Below are 15,858 nucleotides of genomic sequence, written 5' to 3' on the forward strand. Positions count from 1 at the left end.
TTATCTTTTAATTCTTCCTCCTGTATTTCCTTGCATCACTTCAGTAATTTCTGCTACCGAAACAAGGTTTACATCTCCTAAAATGGTATGCTTTAAAGCACAGGCAGCATTTGCAAAATCAAGCGCTTTTTCGGCATCAAAATGTCTTAGGCCATAAATAAGTCCTGCTGCGTATGCATCACCGGTACCTATACGATCTACCACTTGTGTTATCTCTAATTCTGACGTTTCTAAGTAGGTGTTATCAACCCAGGCTCTGCCGTAAATTTTCTGCCACGAGGCACTTACACCGGTACGTATTTTATCAAAAACCTGTGTGATATTGGGACAGGCATTCATAAGGTGTTTACTAGCTTCAATAAAGCCGTCCTTATCGAGTTTAAATGAAGTTCCTAAAATCTCATTAATCTCATTAACACCCCCAATGAAAATTGTAGATAAGCTTACCAGTTCTTTCAAAACTTCCTGACCTTTACGGCCATACTGCCATAAATTACTTCGGTATGCAGGATCTGCGGTAATATGTAATCCTTTCGCATTCGCGGAAACTAAAGCCGCTTTTAAAGCCTGGTATGCCCCTTCTGAAATTGCGGGTGAAATCCCGGTCCAGTGAAAGAAATCTGCATCTTCAAATTGAGTATCCCAATCTATTTCCTGAATATTAGCAAAAGAGCCGTTGAGTCTGTTATAAGCGATCTGGCTGCTACGCATTCCCGAGCCTACTTCAAGTAAATATTGACCTATAGGATGATTTACCTTTTGTACTGAAGAAACATTTAGACCGTATTGACGCATACTTGCGATAGCCGCATCACCTACCAGATCATTAGAAACTGCAGTAATATGCTTAACTGATTCGCCTAAATACGATAATGAAGCACCTACATTCATCTCTGTACCTCCAAAGAAAAAGTCTAAAGAAGTTGCCTGCATAAGTTTACGATTCTCTGCAGGAGAAAGACGCAACAACACTTCCCCAAAGGTTACTATGTTTTTGGTTTCAGCCATTAAATTTAAAAGTTGAAATAATTCTTAGCATTGTGATAACTTATGTTTGCTACCATTTTACCTACCAGATCCATATCTTTTGGGATCTCTCCCGCTGCCATTTCTTTACCTAATAAATTACAAAGTATACGTCTAAAATACTCGTGACGCGGAAACGACAAAAAGCTCCTGCTGTCTGTAAGCATACCTATAAAACAACTTACCAGCCCCATATTAGAAAGCGCATTCAGTTGTTTTTCCATACCGTCTTTCTGGTCTAAAAACCACCAGCCAGATCCCCATTGCACTTTGCCTCGTACACTACCATCATTAAAGTTACCTATCATCGTTGCAAAAATCTCATTGTCTGCAGGGTTAAGGTTGTAGATGATGGTCTTTGTTAATTTGTCTGTACTATCAAGCGCATTTAAGAAGTTTGATAAACCTTCTGCCTGCTTATAATCTCCTATAGAATCCCATCCCGTGTCTGGCCCTAACTGGCTCAGCATACGCTTATTGTTATTACGCAATGCACCTAAATGAAACTGCTGTACCCACCCAAATTCGTGATAGGCTTCTCCTAGAAATACCAGAATTGCGGTTTTAAATTGTTCTGCTTCGAGATGTGTTAATTGAGCACCGCCTCTTCGTTTTTTAAATAGTCGCTTAACCTCTTCTTCTGATACCGGCTCCCAGGAAACATAATTTAAACCGTGATCACAAAGCGTGCATCCGTTTTCATTAAAATATTCGATACGCTTACGTAATGCTTCTTTTAAATCTTCGTAAGCATCAATACGCACCCCCGAAACGTCTGCTAAATCATCAAGGTATGCATTGTAAGTATCAGCTTCTATTAAGATTGCTTTATCTGGTCTAAATGCGGTACTCATTTTGAGTCCGGCTTTTTTAGCATCAAAAGCTTTGTGAAATTCGAGTGAATCTAGAGGGTCTTCTGTTGTACAAACGGTCTCTACATTCATTTTTTTAAGCAGCCCGTGTACGCTATACTCAGGAGTTTGAAGCTTTCGGTTTACCTCTTTATAAATAGCCGGTGCAGTTTCTTCATTTAGCAATTCATCAATATCAAAATAGCGTTTTAATTCTAAATGCGTCCAGTGATATAATGGGTTACGCAGGGTATGCGGAACTGTTTTTGCCCAGGCTAAAAACTTCTCTTCATCTGTAGCATCACCGGTAATAAAACGTTCATCTATACCTAACGCACGCATTGCACGCCATTTATAATGATCTCCTTTTAACCAAACCTGAGTAAGATTTTCAAACTGATGGTCTGCAAGAATCTCTGCAGGTGGCAAATGGTTGTGATAATCTATTATAGGCTGTGAAGCAGCATAATTATGATACAAATCTTCTGCAAATTTGTTTTGCAGTAAAAAATTATCTGTGATAAACGTGCTATTTACGTGACTTGACGTCTTAGTTGAACTCATTTGTATTAACGTATTACAATCTAAAAAAGAGATTTTTCAATGGAATAAAAAATTATCTACCCATCCAGCCACCGTCTACAGTCATCACATGACCACTCATATAATCGCTGGCTTTTGAAGCTAAAAATATTATAGGGCCTTTAAAATCATCTGGCTGTCCCCATCTGCCAGCAGGAATTCTTCCTAAAATTGAAGAACTACGCTCAGGATCGTCGCGCAATGCTTCTGTATTATCTGTTGCGATATATCCCGGAGCGATTGCATTTACCTGAACTCCCTTACCTGCCCACTCATTAGACAACGCCATTGTAAGTTGACCTATAGCACCTTTTGAAGCTGCATAGCCTGGAACCGTAATTCCGCCTTGAAATGTTAAAAGTGAAGCGGTAAAAATCACTTTACCATTACCTCTTTTTATCATTTCTTTGCCCAGCTCCCTACTTAAAATAAACTGTGCATTTTGATTTACTTCAATTACTTTATCCCAGTATTCATCGCTGTGTTCTGCTGCAGGAGCGCGCAAAATGGTACCTGCATTATTCACTAAAATATCTATTGTAGGATTTTCTGCTTTTACTTTTTCTATAAAAGCATAGAGTGATTTACGATCTGAAAAATCACATTGATAGCCGGTAAATTTTCTTCCGGTTGCTAAAACTGCCTTTTCAATTGCAGAGCCTGAGGTTTCTAAAGATGCTGAAACTCCCAGAATATCTGCCCCCGCTTCTGCAAGAGCTTCCGCCATTGCAAAACCTATTCCTCTTTTACAGCCTGTAACTAAAGCTGTTTTACCTTCTAAACTGAATAAACTCATGTTATTTTAAATCTTCTGGTGAAACGCCATCCATATCTCCATAGTCCATATTCTCACCTGCCATTCCCCAAATAAAGGTATAGTTAGAAGTCCCAGCACCTGAATGAATAGACCATTCTGGTGATATTACTGCCTGGTGGTTTTTCATAAATATATGACGGGTTTCGTCTGGTTGCCCCATAAAGTGGCTAATGGTCTGCCCCTCTTCAAGATCAAAATAGAAATACACTTCCATTCTGCGTGTATGGGTATGCGCCGGCATTGTGTTCCATACATTTCCGGGAGCTAACTCTGTCATCCCCATTTGTAGTTGGCAAGTTTCTACAACGCTGTTTACAAGAAGCTTGTTAATAGTACGTTTATTAGAATATTTTGTGTCGCCTAATTCAACAATTTCTGCTTCGTTCTTAGTTACTTTCTTAGTAGGATACGCGTGATGTGCAGGAGCTGAATTTATATAGAAATACGGCTGCTCTTCTGTTGCTTCAAAAATCACTTCTTTGACCCCTTTTCCTATATAAAGTGCTTCCTTGTTTAAAAGTTCATAAACAGTACCATCAACAGTGATTTTACCTTTACCGCCTACATTGATAACTCCTAATTCCCGACGATCTAAGAAATTTTCGGCCTTTAAATCATCTATGGGCTCTAGCTTTAAAGCTTTATTTACCGGAAATGCACCCCCCGCAATATAGCGATCGTACATAGTATAAGTAAGGTTTATCTCATCTTTCACAAACACATTCGGAATTAAGAAATGCTCCCTAAGTTCTTGAGTCGTATATTTTTTTACATCTTCCGGATGGTGTGCGTATCTAAATTCTGAGTTTGTCATGGTTGTTATTTTAAATATTGTAATTTCTTAAAGACGGTAATTTACGAATCCTTTTTTAAATGTAAAATATACATTTCTGTTTTATTACCGTTCTTTCTTAATTATTGAACTGCTCTAAAAATAAGTTTAGAATTTTTAGGGCTCATCCTGTACTGTGTGGTAAATGGTAGGCAATTATTCTAGTACACCTTCTGCATCTAGCTTTTGAAGTTTCAGTTTTAAGTCTAGTTTAAAGCTTTCTTCACTGGTTATACCGTCTTTTTCCTGATCCCACGCTGCTATAATATAATACGTCTGCGGTTCTAAAGAAGGTTTAAAAACTACTAAATGATCGTGAGGTCCTTCTGTAACTGTAGCTTGTTCTGTATTATAAAATAATGCCATACCTAATTGATCATCTACCCCTGCAAGCGTTTGTTTCCCATAGGTTGCTATATAGGCCCACTTACCATTTTCACTAGTCTGCTCAATACGCGCGATATCATCAAATTTCACAATACCTGTTGCTAAGCCGTCTATAGCAGAGCCGGGAGTTAAGCTTATTTTTAAGAAACGGTCTTCAGGAAAAATGCTTATTTCAGATTTAAGATCTGTAATCACCTCTCCTGTTTTCCAACCTGTATAATTAATGGTTACTGAAGAAGCCTCATCAGAATTATCAACTTTAGCCGTAGTTTTTTCTACCGTATTAAAATGTGCTATCGTATCTCCTGTAAAACGCCCATAACCACCTATACCCATAGATTTACCAGCTTTTAAAATGTCTTGTCCCCAGGGTGCATTTTCATGATACGAGTCAAAACCATCCTGACCTACATAGGGTAACACTAAGGTATCTACGCGTTTCCCAAATATATCGAGTGCATTACGCCAGTCTAAATATAAACGGTACGCTACCTGCTTATTTTCCCAACCGGGACCTTCGTAACGTATATACCATGAATGATCTGTATGGGCTTCTGGCACCTCCAGAAAGTCAACATTTTTAAAACTTCCCTGCAGATATTCTCTGGTCTCCATATTCCAGCTTCCGCCTTCTTTTATAGAAAGCTCGGCGTAGGTTTCTCCTTTCTTATCTACCGAAACTTCCTTAATTTCATTTTCAGCTTTATCGTCTTTATTTTCTTTACAGGCTGTGAATGCTAAAACTGCAAAAGCCCCAACTAAAAATCTTGATTTCATATTCTTATGTATTTGAATAATTATTAACGCTCTAATTGTAATGCTGCCATTATGAAAGGTCCTGTACCCTTAGGATCATTATCCTGCTTACGCTCATTTACGTAATACTCAAAAGAACCGTCCCGGTAGGGATCGCCACCAAGACCGGCTACCGCACAAACCTGAGTTAGGGTAATCGTACCATCTTCATCTCTTACGATAAGTTGGTTTGTTAATCCATCAAATGCTTTATTTGCTGCATCCTTAAATTTAGCATCTAAATAGCCTTTATTAGCTCCCTTAGCAAATGAATATGCAAACATTGCACTACCGGAAGCCTCAAGATAATTACCTTCTTTATCACCTAAATTAGTTACCTGATACCATAAACCGCTCTCATCCTGAAAAGCAACTATTGCCTCAGCAAGATTATTTAAATAGGAAATTAGTTCTGCTCGCTTAGGATGCTCTTCAGGAAAATAATCAAGTACATCTACTAAAGCAATAGCATACCAGCCTAATGATCTCGACCAAAAATGAGGTGAAACCCCGGTTTCAGGATTCGCCCACTTCTGCTCTTTGCTTTCATCCCAACCGTGGTAAAGCAAACCGGTTTCTGCATCTAATGCATTTTTTTGAATTAATTCAAATTGTAGTGCAACATCATCAAGACTCTTACCCTCTTCAAATGTTTTAGTATATTCTGCATAGAAAGGTGCTCCCATATAAAGACCATCTAACCACATTTGAGAAGGATAGCGTTTTTTATGCCAGAAACCACCCTGGGATGTTTTAGGATGATCTGCCAGTTGTTTCATTAAAAGCTGCATCGCTTTTAAGTATTTATCATTTTGAGATTTTGTATAGATAGGAAACAATAATTTTCCTGCATTAATCATATCTATGTTGTAATCTTCTAATTTGTATGTTGCAATAGTACCATCTTCAGCAATAAGTGTGTCTGTATACTGCGCTGCATAATCATAATATCTTTCGCGACCAGATACTTCATATAAATCTACAAAACCCTTTAAGACCAAACCGTGTACATAATCCCATTTAGCATCATCTCTACCATCTATTTGATAAGCCTGTGGGTTACGCTTCATAATAGACTCTGCCATTTGTACCGACCATAATTGATCAGCTAAAGTGTCTTTAACCTTTACACTTGATAATTCCTGTGGTTTTGAAGAATTATCCTTGCATGAGGTCGTGCCTGCTAATAGCAATACAAATGCAAAGAAATGGATAAAATGAACTTTCATAGTTTCTAAATAAAAGATTTATAGAACTCACTAAAACGATTGAAATACAAATGCATCTTTATACAATCGATTACACAAACATAACATACATTGTAAAATAAACAAAAAATTGCGCGTTAATTCTATAAACTATTTTAAAATGTCTAAAATGATTTCCATTTTCACAGATATATCTCAAAAAAAGTTGTGAAGCACTCTAATGCAGAAAATTTAAAATTTGTGAAATTCTACTTGTCATAGTTTAAACTGTATTATGAGTGTAATTTTCTTTTAAATTTTTCTGGTTTTCTCCCATCCTCTCTCCTTTACAACCCTAATACAAATCCATTTTTATAACAAATGCCTTTAAAACCAAAAAATTGAGTACAAAAGAGAATAGTACCTTCAAAATAAACTCTTTCAAATCGCTGATAAAAACGACCAACCACCCTCATTAAGATTATTTTTTGTTAAAATAGTTTAAGTAAAACGTTTAACCTCTAAGATAGCAGGAAAGTACAGGACGCCAAGCAACTAACAGCCCACTACATTTGATTGCAAACGATTTCGCAATTAAATCGAACGTTAAAATTTCATTTCGTATTTAACAGTTTTTAAGAATGAATAAAAAATTACATCACTATTTATTACTCCTTTTTGTGCTGGTTACTTTGGGTAGTTGCAGCAGAGAAGAAGTAGATGAATATTACGCCCGTCCTGATGATTTAGAAGATCCCATATTTCAACAACTTGAAGCACGGGGTAATTTTTCAAACTTCACAACGCTTATTGATAAAGCAGGTTATAAAGATATTTTAAGTAAGTCTGGCTACTGGACGATGATGGCTCCTAATGATGCAGCATTTAGTAAATACTTTGCCGAAAACAATATTTCTAATGTCTCTCAAATAGATTCGGTAACTGCAGCAAAGATTGTACGCTACGCACTTATTTATAATGCGTTTAGAACAGAACGTTTAAGTGATTATCAATCGCGTGGCGGCTGGGAAGAAAGCAATTCATTTAGAAGAAGAACGGCTTACTACGATGGTTTTCAAACTAAAACTGTTAATGGCCAGTCTATGATTGTTGTAGGCTCTAACAGAAATAATTCACCTGGTGGAGATTACTACATTCCCGGCGACAATAATAATAAATACCTCACGTACTTTTTAGAGGAGTATATGACTAATGCGGGTCTTGGAGCAAGTGACTATAATTATTTCTATCCTAACTCAACCTATACGGGGTTTAACGTTCTTCAAGCCGAAGCCGTAAAAACCGATATCGTCGCAGAAAATGGAATAATTCACGAAGTAAGTGAAGTTTCATTACCGCTAATTAACCTGGATCAAAAGCTTGAAGAAAGTAGTAATTACAGCCTTTTTAGAAGTATGCTCGAGAATAATCTGGTGAATTATATTTTTGATCAGGATGCTACCACTACCTATCAAAACTTTACCCGTAAATCTGACAATGTTTTTGTAAAAGTTTATGATGCAGCGCTTTCATTTTCACCTAATAATGAAAACTATCTTAAAGAATCTGATAATGATGGCCAAAGTCAGGCCTACACCTTAATAGTGCCCGAAAATACAGTTCTACAAGAATTTGTTGATGAAATCTTACTTAAGAATTATACTGCTTTAAATAAATTACCAAAATATGTCTTTGAAGATTTCTTTAATGCGCATATGATTCAAAGTGCCGTATGGCCTTCGTTGGCTTCGGGTTATAACAATGAACTGGGAGAAGATCTGCGTATAGATTTTAACTCTAATGTTATTGAAGCTCAGGTTTTGAGTAATGGTTTTTTCTACGGAACCAATAAAGTGCAGGAATCAAATCTTTTTTATAGTGTATACACTTCTGCATATTTAGATCCTAAGTTTACGCTGGCAACCAGACTATTTAATGATGGTTCGGGTTTTCGCGAGATTATAAGTAACCTATCTGCAAGGTATACCCTATTCTTACCATCTGATACGGTATTAGCAGATCTTGGTTTTGGGTATGACATTCCCACATCCTCCTATACTTATACTTCTCCTGAAGGTAATGTTTTGCCGGCAAACATCGCGCGATCACGTTTAATACGTGTTCTATTTAATGGAATCATACCTACTCCAAATAACGAATTAAATGATTTATCTGGTTCAGGAATCATACGTTCTGGAGACTTTGACCTTCCTGGTGAATATATCAAATGGGAAAATGGTCAGGTTTATGCGGCAGGAAATGAGGTCTTAGACAATCGGGTTAATATTTTAGGTTTTGAAGATCAACGCAACGGCCGTACCTACTACATTGATAAACTTCTAGAGTTTAGTGAAGAACCACAAGGTCTTGATTTAAAAAGACTCGCTGAAGTACCCGATTCTGAATACGCTAATTTTTATAGTTTCTTAGAGAATGCATCACTTTATGACAAAAATGCGGGAGTTATAGATGGTATAGAGTTAGGTACTTCTTACACATTTGTAATCCCTAACAATGACGCTATCATTCAAGCTGTTAGAGATGGCGTGCTTCCGGGAGATACCACGACAGGTATTCCTAATTATAACCCCAGCTCTCAGGGTGAGAAAGATAAAGTTGCAGACTTTATAAAATACCATATTCTAGCTACACGTACTGCGTCTGATGACGGACTCATAAACGGTCTTACTGAAACCCTACTAAAAGACGAACTGGGCGAAAAAACCTATATCAATATTAGCAGCGCTCAAGATGATTTATTCTTTACAGATGCTGCAAATCGCGTTGCAAATTACATACCTGCCTTTAGTAATAATCTGGCAGACCGATCATTAATTCACCTAGTTGACAACTATCTTTTATATACAGAATAAGATGAGACAAAAAACTACCTATTTTTTATATTGTTTCACACTTCTATTGCTGGTTTTTTCAAACACTGCTTTGAATGCTCAAAACAGTGATTTAGTAGTACGTGGAACAATAACCGATATCAGTAACGGACAGCCAATTCCCGGAGCAACGATTGCAGAACAGGATGCAGACAATCGTACCGTAACCGGTGTTATTTCTGATTTTGATGGAAATTTTGCAATGCGGGTTAAAAGCCCTTCTAACAAATTAGTGATCTCAACGCTGGGATATACTTCGCAAACGATACCGCTTACCGGAAAAAGCAGTTATGCTGTAAAGCTTACCGCATCTGTTGATGAGTTAGAAACGGTAATGATTACGGTAGATAAAAAAGTTGAAAGCGGTTTGCTAAATATCGCAGAACGTAATCAAACTACCAGTAACGTAACAGTTAACGCCAGCGAGGTAGAAAATACACAGGCCGCTTCGATTGATGAAGCCTTACAGGGCCGTGTTCCCGGGGTTGATATTGTTGCAAACTCTGGTGATCCCGGTGCCGGTATGCAAATTAGAATACGAGGTACCTCATCAATATCTGGGTCATCAGATCCGTTGATCGTGGTAGACGGTATGCCGTATGAAACTTCAATCCCACAGGATTTTAATTTTGGGACAGCAGATCAACAGGGTTATGCGGCACTTTTAAATATAGCGCCTTCAGATATTGAGAGTATTACCATTTTAAAAGATGCTGCAGCAACCGCAATGTGGGGTTCACGTGCCTCAGGTGGTGTTTTGGTAATCAATACAAAAAGGGGTTCTGTAGGATCTCCGAAAATAGGATACAATTTTACAGGAACCTATTCTCAATTACCCAACACAATCCCTATGCTTAATGGTGACCAATATTCACAATTAATCCCGGAGGAGTTTATGAATCGTGATGGTATTCCTTTAAATACGCTTACCGTTAAAGAATTTCAGTATGACCCCCAGGAGGTTTATTTCTTTAAAAACTACGGAAATAACACAGATTGGGTAAAAGCGATTACCCAGACCGGTCTTACCGGGGAGCATACCTTATCGCTTCAAGGCGGGGGTGAGAAAGCACGTTATTATACATCGGTAGGATATTACAATTCTAAAGGAGTTACAAAAGGAACCGGTTTTGAACGTATAAACGGTAGATTAAATTTAGATTATATCGTTTCAGACCGTATTCGGTTTAGAACAGATATCTCCTATACCCATACGGATACAGATCGTAATTATGTAAATACCTTTGGCACTTCAGATCGTGATAGGTTAAGAAGTGTTGCCTACACTAAGATGCCTAACATGAGCATTTATGAGTATGACGATGTGGGTGATCTAACCCCTAACTACTTTTCACCGGCAATAAACATACAAGGTTCATACCCGAGTACCTACAACCCGGTAGCACTCGCAGAATATGCTAGTAATAAACAAACCGGTGATCGTATTGTACCACATTTTAATTTACAGGTAGATCTAATACCTAAGCGTTTAGTATCTACATTTGATCTTCAGTTTGACTTTAACAGCACAAAAGCAAAAGCTTTTTTACCTCAAAACGCAACCGGTAGACCCATCACAGAAACGGTTGTTAATCAGGCTTCAGATGCAGATGTAGATGCGTCTACAGTTACGACAAAAACAAACCTGATTTATACACCAGATTTAGGCACAAAACAAAGTTTACAGGCACTTTTTAGCCTTCAAACAAATGATTACAGATACGAGTCACATCAGGCTTTAACAGCTAATACGGCTTCTTCTCTATTAACAGATCCTTCAGTCCCATCAAGAACGCAAAATTCTAATTTACGCCTATACACTAATAACAGCCAGTCACGCAGTGTTGCTGCTTTAGTAAGTGCGCAATACAGCCTGCTCGATCGGTATATACTTAACGTAGGTATACGCGGAGATGGCAATTCAAAGTTTAGTGCAGACAACCGGTACTCCCTGTTTCCTTCTATATCTACGAGATGGAGAGTTTCTGGAGAGCCTTTTATGGAAAGTTTTGATTTCTTAGACGATTTAAGTTTACGTGCCAGTTATGGTCAATCTGGAGGAACACCCAGATATGATTACCGTTATTTTAATATCTACGGAAACTTTGATACTGAATATTTAGGCTTAAATGGTGTCTATCCTCAAAATATTCAATTAGATAATTTACGTTCTGAAACCCTTACCGGTAAAAACTTAGGGCTTAATCTTCAATTATTTAATAAGAAAGTAATTCTTGATGTAGATGTATATCAAAACCGAACTACTAATTTACTTTTTGAAAATTTAGCAATATCATCTGTTTCCGGTTACGGCAGTGTGTCTGACCAAAACGTAGGAACAATAGATAATCAAGGTTGGGAAGTAGGTTTATATACCACTCCTTACAAATCTGATAAATGGCAGATAGATTTTAACTTCAATATTTCTCAAAACCAAAACATTATACGAGAGATTTCAGAATTTTTCCCAAGTGAGAGTGGCAATATAGATCGCAACGGCGAGTTTAAACGCTTCTTACAAATTGATAATCCTTTTGGTTCTTTCTACGGGTATCGTTTTAAAGGGGTCTATACAGATTTAGAAGCCACTAAAGCAAGAGATGCAAATAACAATGTAATTATAGGTCCTAATGGTCAGGAAGTGTTTATGCGATTTAATTTCCCTAATACTGATTATGTATTTCAACCGGGAGATGCTATTTATGAAGACATCAATAAAGATGGTAACATAGACAGTCGTGATGTCGTATATCTGGGAAATAGCAATCCCAAATTTACAGGAGGTTTTGGTCCTACAATCACCTTTAATGATCAGTTTAAACTTTTAATGTTTTTTACCTACAGATTAAACTATGATATCATAAATGGTACCGATATGCGCACCACAAATCTATATTCATTTGATAACCAAAGTACCGCAGTATTATCAAGATGGCGCAACCCGGGAGATGTGACTAATATTCCCAGAGCTATTTATCGCGGTGGATATAACTGGTTAGGTTCTGACCGCTATGTAGAAGATGCCTCATTTTTACGATTTAGGTCTGCCACGTTTAGCTACAGTTTCAGCAAACCATTTTTAAGAAAGATGAAAGTTGATGATTTACGTGTATTTCTAACTGCAGACAACTTACTCACATTTACAAATTATCGAGGTCAGGATCCTGAGGTTTCAAGACGTGGTGGTGATCCCTTTGAAATAGCTATAGATTACTCACGTACACCTCCTACACGCAGATTCACTATAGGTATTCAAACACGATTTTAAATATTAAGCTATGCGCACTAAAATAATATACACATTAATTCTTATCCTGGCTGTAATGACACAGTCATGTGATAGCTACCTTGACCTAAAACCAGAAGATGGTACGGTACGCGATGAATTCTGGAAAACAAAAGAAGATATACAGGCTGGTGTTATAGGTGTCTACTCTTCATTACTTAACCCACCTCCTTCTGAAAACGATTTGACTATTGCAGAATACCTATTTATGTATGGCGAGTTACGTGGAGGTATGGTGAGTCCCGGTGCTCAGGCATCAGAAGATCAACGCGATGTATTAACTACAAATATTTTACCCTCTAATACCACTTCAAACTGGTCTTCATTTTACAGGGTTATTAATTATTGTAATACGGTTATTGAGTTGGCTCCTGGCGTTTTAGCTCAAGATCCCACTCTAACACAAGAGCAACTCAATAATTATTTATCTGAAGTTTTAGCAATACGCGCTTATTTATACTTTACGCTCGCACGTACCTTTAAAGATGTACCGGTAAAGTTAACAGCAACCTTATCTGATAAAGAAAATTTTCAAATACCTGCAACACCACAAGCCGAGGTTTTTGCTCAGGTTCTTTTAGATCTCAATGAGGCAGAACGCTTAGGAGTTGAAGATTATGGTGCTCGCGATCAAAACAAAGGTAGAATTACCAAATACGCTATAAATGCGATGCAGGCTGATGTTTACCTATGGATGGAAAATTATGAAGAAGCCTTAAAAGCAACCAATAAAATCATAAACACCGGCGACTTTGCACTAATCGATGCCAACTCACAATGGTTGAATATTGTCTATGCGCAAGGAAATTCTTCAGAAAGTATATTTGAGTTTCAATACACCACTCAAAACCTAAATCCGTTTTATAGTATATTCTTTCAGCGCCCACAGTATCTCGCAGCCACTCCTGTTTTAGAGCAGGTATTTGGTGTAGATTTTAATAATCCTGAAAATAAAGATATACGCGGGGAACGCGGTTCGCTTGTACCGGGTACTAATGAAATTTATAAATACACCGGTCTCAATACAACTGTTAGAAAATCATTACAAGAGTCAGACACGCACTGGTTTGTTTACAGATATGCAGATGCATTATTAATGAAAGCTGAAGCTCTTAATGAGTTAAATCGTGGTGAAGAAGCGCTGGCTATTGTAAGTGAGTTGCGCGAAAAAAGAGATGCTATACGCCAAACTCAAGAACAGATTAGTGTAGACAATCAAGACGCTATTAGACTTTATATACTTGCAGAACGCGCTCGTGAATTTGCTTTTGAAGGCAAACGCTGGTTTGATATTCTGCGCAATGCGCGCAAAGAAAATTATGCATATCTCGATATATTATTGAGCGTAGCACTACAAAGTGCTCCTGCAAATCAACAGCAAAGTATTACTACAAAACTGCAGGACCCTAACAGCCATTATTTACCTATTAGTGAAAATGAGCTGATTACTAATAAAGCTTTAATACAGAACCCATTTTATAAATAATCTTAAGTCATGAAAAAAATATTCACCTTACCCATTTTGCTCAGACTTATACTAGTCTTTGTATTGGCCAGTACGGTTATTAACTGTACTTCAGAAAAATTTAAAGAATCTACAGATGAGACACTTAATATAACGGAGTTTTTAAAGGCTAACGAGGAATATTCATCCTTTTTAGAAATTTTGGAAATTACAGATTACGCGTCTTTTATGAATACCTATGGCACCTACACCTTGTTCTTACCAGACAATGATGCTGTGGCTGCTTTACTATCAGATATGGGTGTAAGTTCACTATCAGACATCCCTGTAGATGAATTACAGGATTTAACTAAACTTCACATTCTTGAACAAACTATAAAAACTACAGAATTTACAGATGGTAAAATCGCTGCGCCCAGTTTACAAGGACAATTTTTAATCACAGGAGCGTCTAATAAAAATGGCACTTCAAGTATAACTGTAAATAAAACATCAAATATTATCTCTTCTAATATTGAAGTAGGTAACGGAGTTATTCATGTTTTAGATAAGGTTCTACGCGTTGCAGATAAAACGCTTGCACAAACCTTAGATAGTGACACCTCTCTTACGCTCTTTACAGAAGCTGTAAAAGCTACCGGCTGGTATGACAAACTAAATTTACCGGTCACTTATAATACAGATAGTATTCCCAGTTATTTAACCGTGATAGCACAAACAAATGAAGCATTTGCAGATTCTGGCTTAAATACACTTGAAGATTTAAAAACCAGATACAGCCATTTAGGAGACCCTTTAAACCCTAAGGATAGTTTAAACCTATTTGTAGCATACCGAATTTTGCCCGGGCTTAACTATCTGGCAGATCTTGCGGTTACTCCTGCGGTTATTACAAAGGCCCCGCTAGAAGTAATTACAGTTAAACTGGCATTAGACACCTTATTACTTAATGAAGAAACGTTTAACGGGGTTCTTGAAAAAGGAGTTGCCCTAGATCGAGATAAAAGTGATATAACCGCATCAAACGGTGCGCTACACCTGGTAAATGAAAACTTTTTTATTAAGAAAAGATTACCTGCTCCCGTGTATTTTGATGTTGCAGATCAACCGGAATTTAGACAATTAAGTTCGGTGTTTAGAACCCCGGGAGCCCCTGGTGTATATCTAAAGAATTCTGAGTTGAGCTTAGTATCCTGGCCAGATAGCCAATCGTTAGGATATATTGCTGCGGCGATAGGAAGTAGCTCGCAGCTTGACAGAGCCTGGCATGGCGATGTTATTGATTTAAACAGATTTAGACAAGGTCACCTCAACCCCATGACGTTTACTTCTCCTGTTATTATTAAGGGGCAGTACAAAGTATGGGTGTCGTACAGAGTTAATGAACGTTCTTCTGCCGCTGCACAAGTTTCTGTTGATGGCGTAGCGTTGCCCAGACTTATAAATTTTAGAGAGTATGGTAACACAGATCTCCCAGAACGAGTATTAGAATCTCAAGGTTATAAGCGACATATAGAACCCAGTACTAACCGCTTTAATTGCAGGCTAATGGGTATCATAAACATTGAAACTACAGGAACTCATAACATTACACTTGAAGCCATTCAAGATAGTAGCAATGGTAACACCTGGATAGATGTAATCGAGTTTAGACCTATAGACATGGACCAACTTTATCCCAAGTTTGAAGCCGGTGGAGATGGTTTAATCTTTGAATAGAACACAAAATAAAATGAGTA

Annotated in this window: 10 protein-coding genes; 4 read left to right on the plus strand and 6 right to left on the minus strand. The window is 37.5% G+C overall.

The genetic code is table 11. The features are described from left to right. From ACEN25_RS06995 to ACEN25_RS07020, 6 genes are all read right to left on the minus strand, one after another. Window positions 1-1,008, minus strand: a complete 1,008-nt coding sequence (locus ACEN25_RS06995; RefSeq protein WP_441802299.1) for a sugar kinase — start codon at window positions 1,006-1,008, stop codon at window positions 1-3. A 5-nt stretch (window positions 1,009-1,013) separates the two neighbouring features. Continuing rightward, window positions 1,014-2,441: a glucuronate isomerase gene (uxaC, locus tag ACEN25_RS07000; RefSeq protein WP_441802300.1), complete on the minus strand. Its 1,428-nt coding sequence runs from the start codon at window positions 2,439-2,441 to the stop codon at window positions 1,014-1,016. Between the two features lie 52 nt (window positions 2,442-2,493). Further along, complete coding sequence (locus ACEN25_RS07005; protein WP_441802301.1) at window positions 2,494-3,255, minus strand: SDR family NAD(P)-dependent oxidoreductase; 762 nt, start codon at window positions 3,253-3,255, stop codon at window positions 2,494-2,496. Window position 3,256: 1 nt separating this feature from the next. Further along, complete coding sequence (kduI, locus tag ACEN25_RS07010) at window positions 3,257-4,090, minus strand: 5-dehydro-4-deoxy-D-glucuronate isomerase (RefSeq protein ID WP_441802302.1); 834 nt, start codon at window positions 4,088-4,090, stop codon at window positions 3,257-3,259. A gap of 174 nt (window positions 4,091-4,264) precedes the next feature. Next, on the minus strand, window positions 4,265-5,272 hold the full coding sequence (locus ACEN25_RS07015) for a DUF4861 family protein (RefSeq protein WP_441802303.1): 1,008 nt from the start codon (window positions 5,270-5,272) through the stop codon (window positions 4,265-4,267). 23 nt (window positions 5,273-5,295) lie between these two features. Next, a complete protein-coding gene (locus ACEN25_RS07020; protein ID WP_441802304.1) occupies window positions 5,296-6,519 on the minus strand; it encodes a glycoside hydrolase family 88/105 protein in 1,224 nt (407 codons plus the stop codon). A gap of 599 nt (window positions 6,520-7,118) precedes the next feature. Between ACEN25_RS07020 and ACEN25_RS07025 the strand changes: the two genes are divergently transcribed. The 4 genes from ACEN25_RS07025 to ACEN25_RS07040 are packed head-to-tail and all read left to right on the plus strand — an operon-like array spanning window position 7,119 to window position 15,838. Continuing rightward, window positions 7,119-9,350, plus strand: a complete 2,232-nt coding sequence (locus tag ACEN25_RS07025) for a fasciclin domain-containing protein (protein WP_441802305.1) — start codon at window positions 7,119-7,121, stop codon at window positions 9,348-9,350. Window position 9,351: 1 nt separating this feature from the next. After that, the gene (locus ACEN25_RS07030) at window positions 9,352-12,636 is read left to right on the plus strand and encodes a SusC/RagA family TonB-linked outer membrane protein (RefSeq protein WP_441802306.1); all 3,285 of its coding nucleotides are present in this window, start codon (window positions 9,352-9,354) and stop codon (window positions 12,634-12,636) included. 10 nt (window positions 12,637-12,646) lie between these two features. Beyond that, window positions 12,647-14,140 (plus strand): RagB/SusD family nutrient uptake outer membrane protein, encoded by a 1,494-nt coding sequence (locus ACEN25_RS07035; RefSeq protein WP_441802307.1) that lies wholly within the window; start codon window positions 12,647-12,649, stop codon window positions 14,138-14,140. Window positions 14,141-14,149: 9 nt separating this feature from the next. Next, window positions 14,150-15,838, plus strand: a complete 1,689-nt coding sequence (locus tag ACEN25_RS07040) for a fasciclin domain-containing protein (protein ID WP_441802308.1) — start codon at window positions 14,150-14,152, stop codon at window positions 15,836-15,838. Window positions 15,839-15,858 lie beyond the last annotated feature (20 nt).

The organism is Leeuwenhoekiella sp. W20_SRS_FM14, from assembly GCF_052119605.1.
Classification (GTDB): domain Bacteria; phylum Bacteroidota; class Bacteroidia; order Flavobacteriales; family Flavobacteriaceae; genus Leeuwenhoekiella.

What these genes read in the sequence shown, in the direction of transcription:
- ACEN25_RS07005 (WP_441802301.1), bottom strand. Translation starts at nt 3,255, where the DNA reads ATGAGTTTATTCAGTTTAGAAGGTAAAACAGCTTTAGTTACAGGCTGT.
- ACEN25_RS06995 (WP_441802299.1), bottom strand. Translation starts at nt 1,008, where the DNA reads ATGGCTGAAACCAAAAACATAGTAACCTTTGGGGAAGTGTTGTTGCGT.
- kduI (WP_441802302.1), bottom strand. Translation starts at nt 4,090, where the DNA reads ATGACAAACTCAGAATTTAGATACGCACACCATCCGGAAGATGTAAAA.
- ACEN25_RS07015 (WP_441802303.1), bottom strand. Translation starts at nt 5,272, where the DNA reads ATGAAATCAAGATTTTTAGTTGGGGCTTTTGCAGTTTTAGCATTCACA.
- ACEN25_RS07025 (WP_441802305.1), top strand. Translation starts at nt 7,119, where the DNA reads ATGAATAAAAAATTACATCACTATTTATTACTCCTTTTTGTGCTGGTT.
- ACEN25_RS07020 (WP_441802304.1), bottom strand. Translation starts at nt 6,519, where the DNA reads ATGAAAGTTCATTTTATCCATTTCTTTGCATTTGTATTGCTATTAGCA.
- ACEN25_RS07040 (WP_441802308.1), top strand. Translation starts at nt 14,150, where the DNA reads ATGAAAAAAATATTCACCTTACCCATTTTGCTCAGACTTATACTAGTC.
- ACEN25_RS07035 (WP_441802307.1), top strand. Translation starts at nt 12,647, where the DNA reads ATGCGCACTAAAATAATATACACATTAATTCTTATCCTGGCTGTAATG.
- uxaC (WP_441802300.1), bottom strand. Translation starts at nt 2,441, where the DNA reads ATGAGTTCAACTAAGACGTCAAGTCACGTAAATAGCACGTTTATCACA.
- ACEN25_RS07030 (WP_441802306.1), top strand. Translation starts at nt 9,352, where the DNA reads ATGAGACAAAAAACTACCTATTTTTTATATTGTTTCACACTTCTATTG.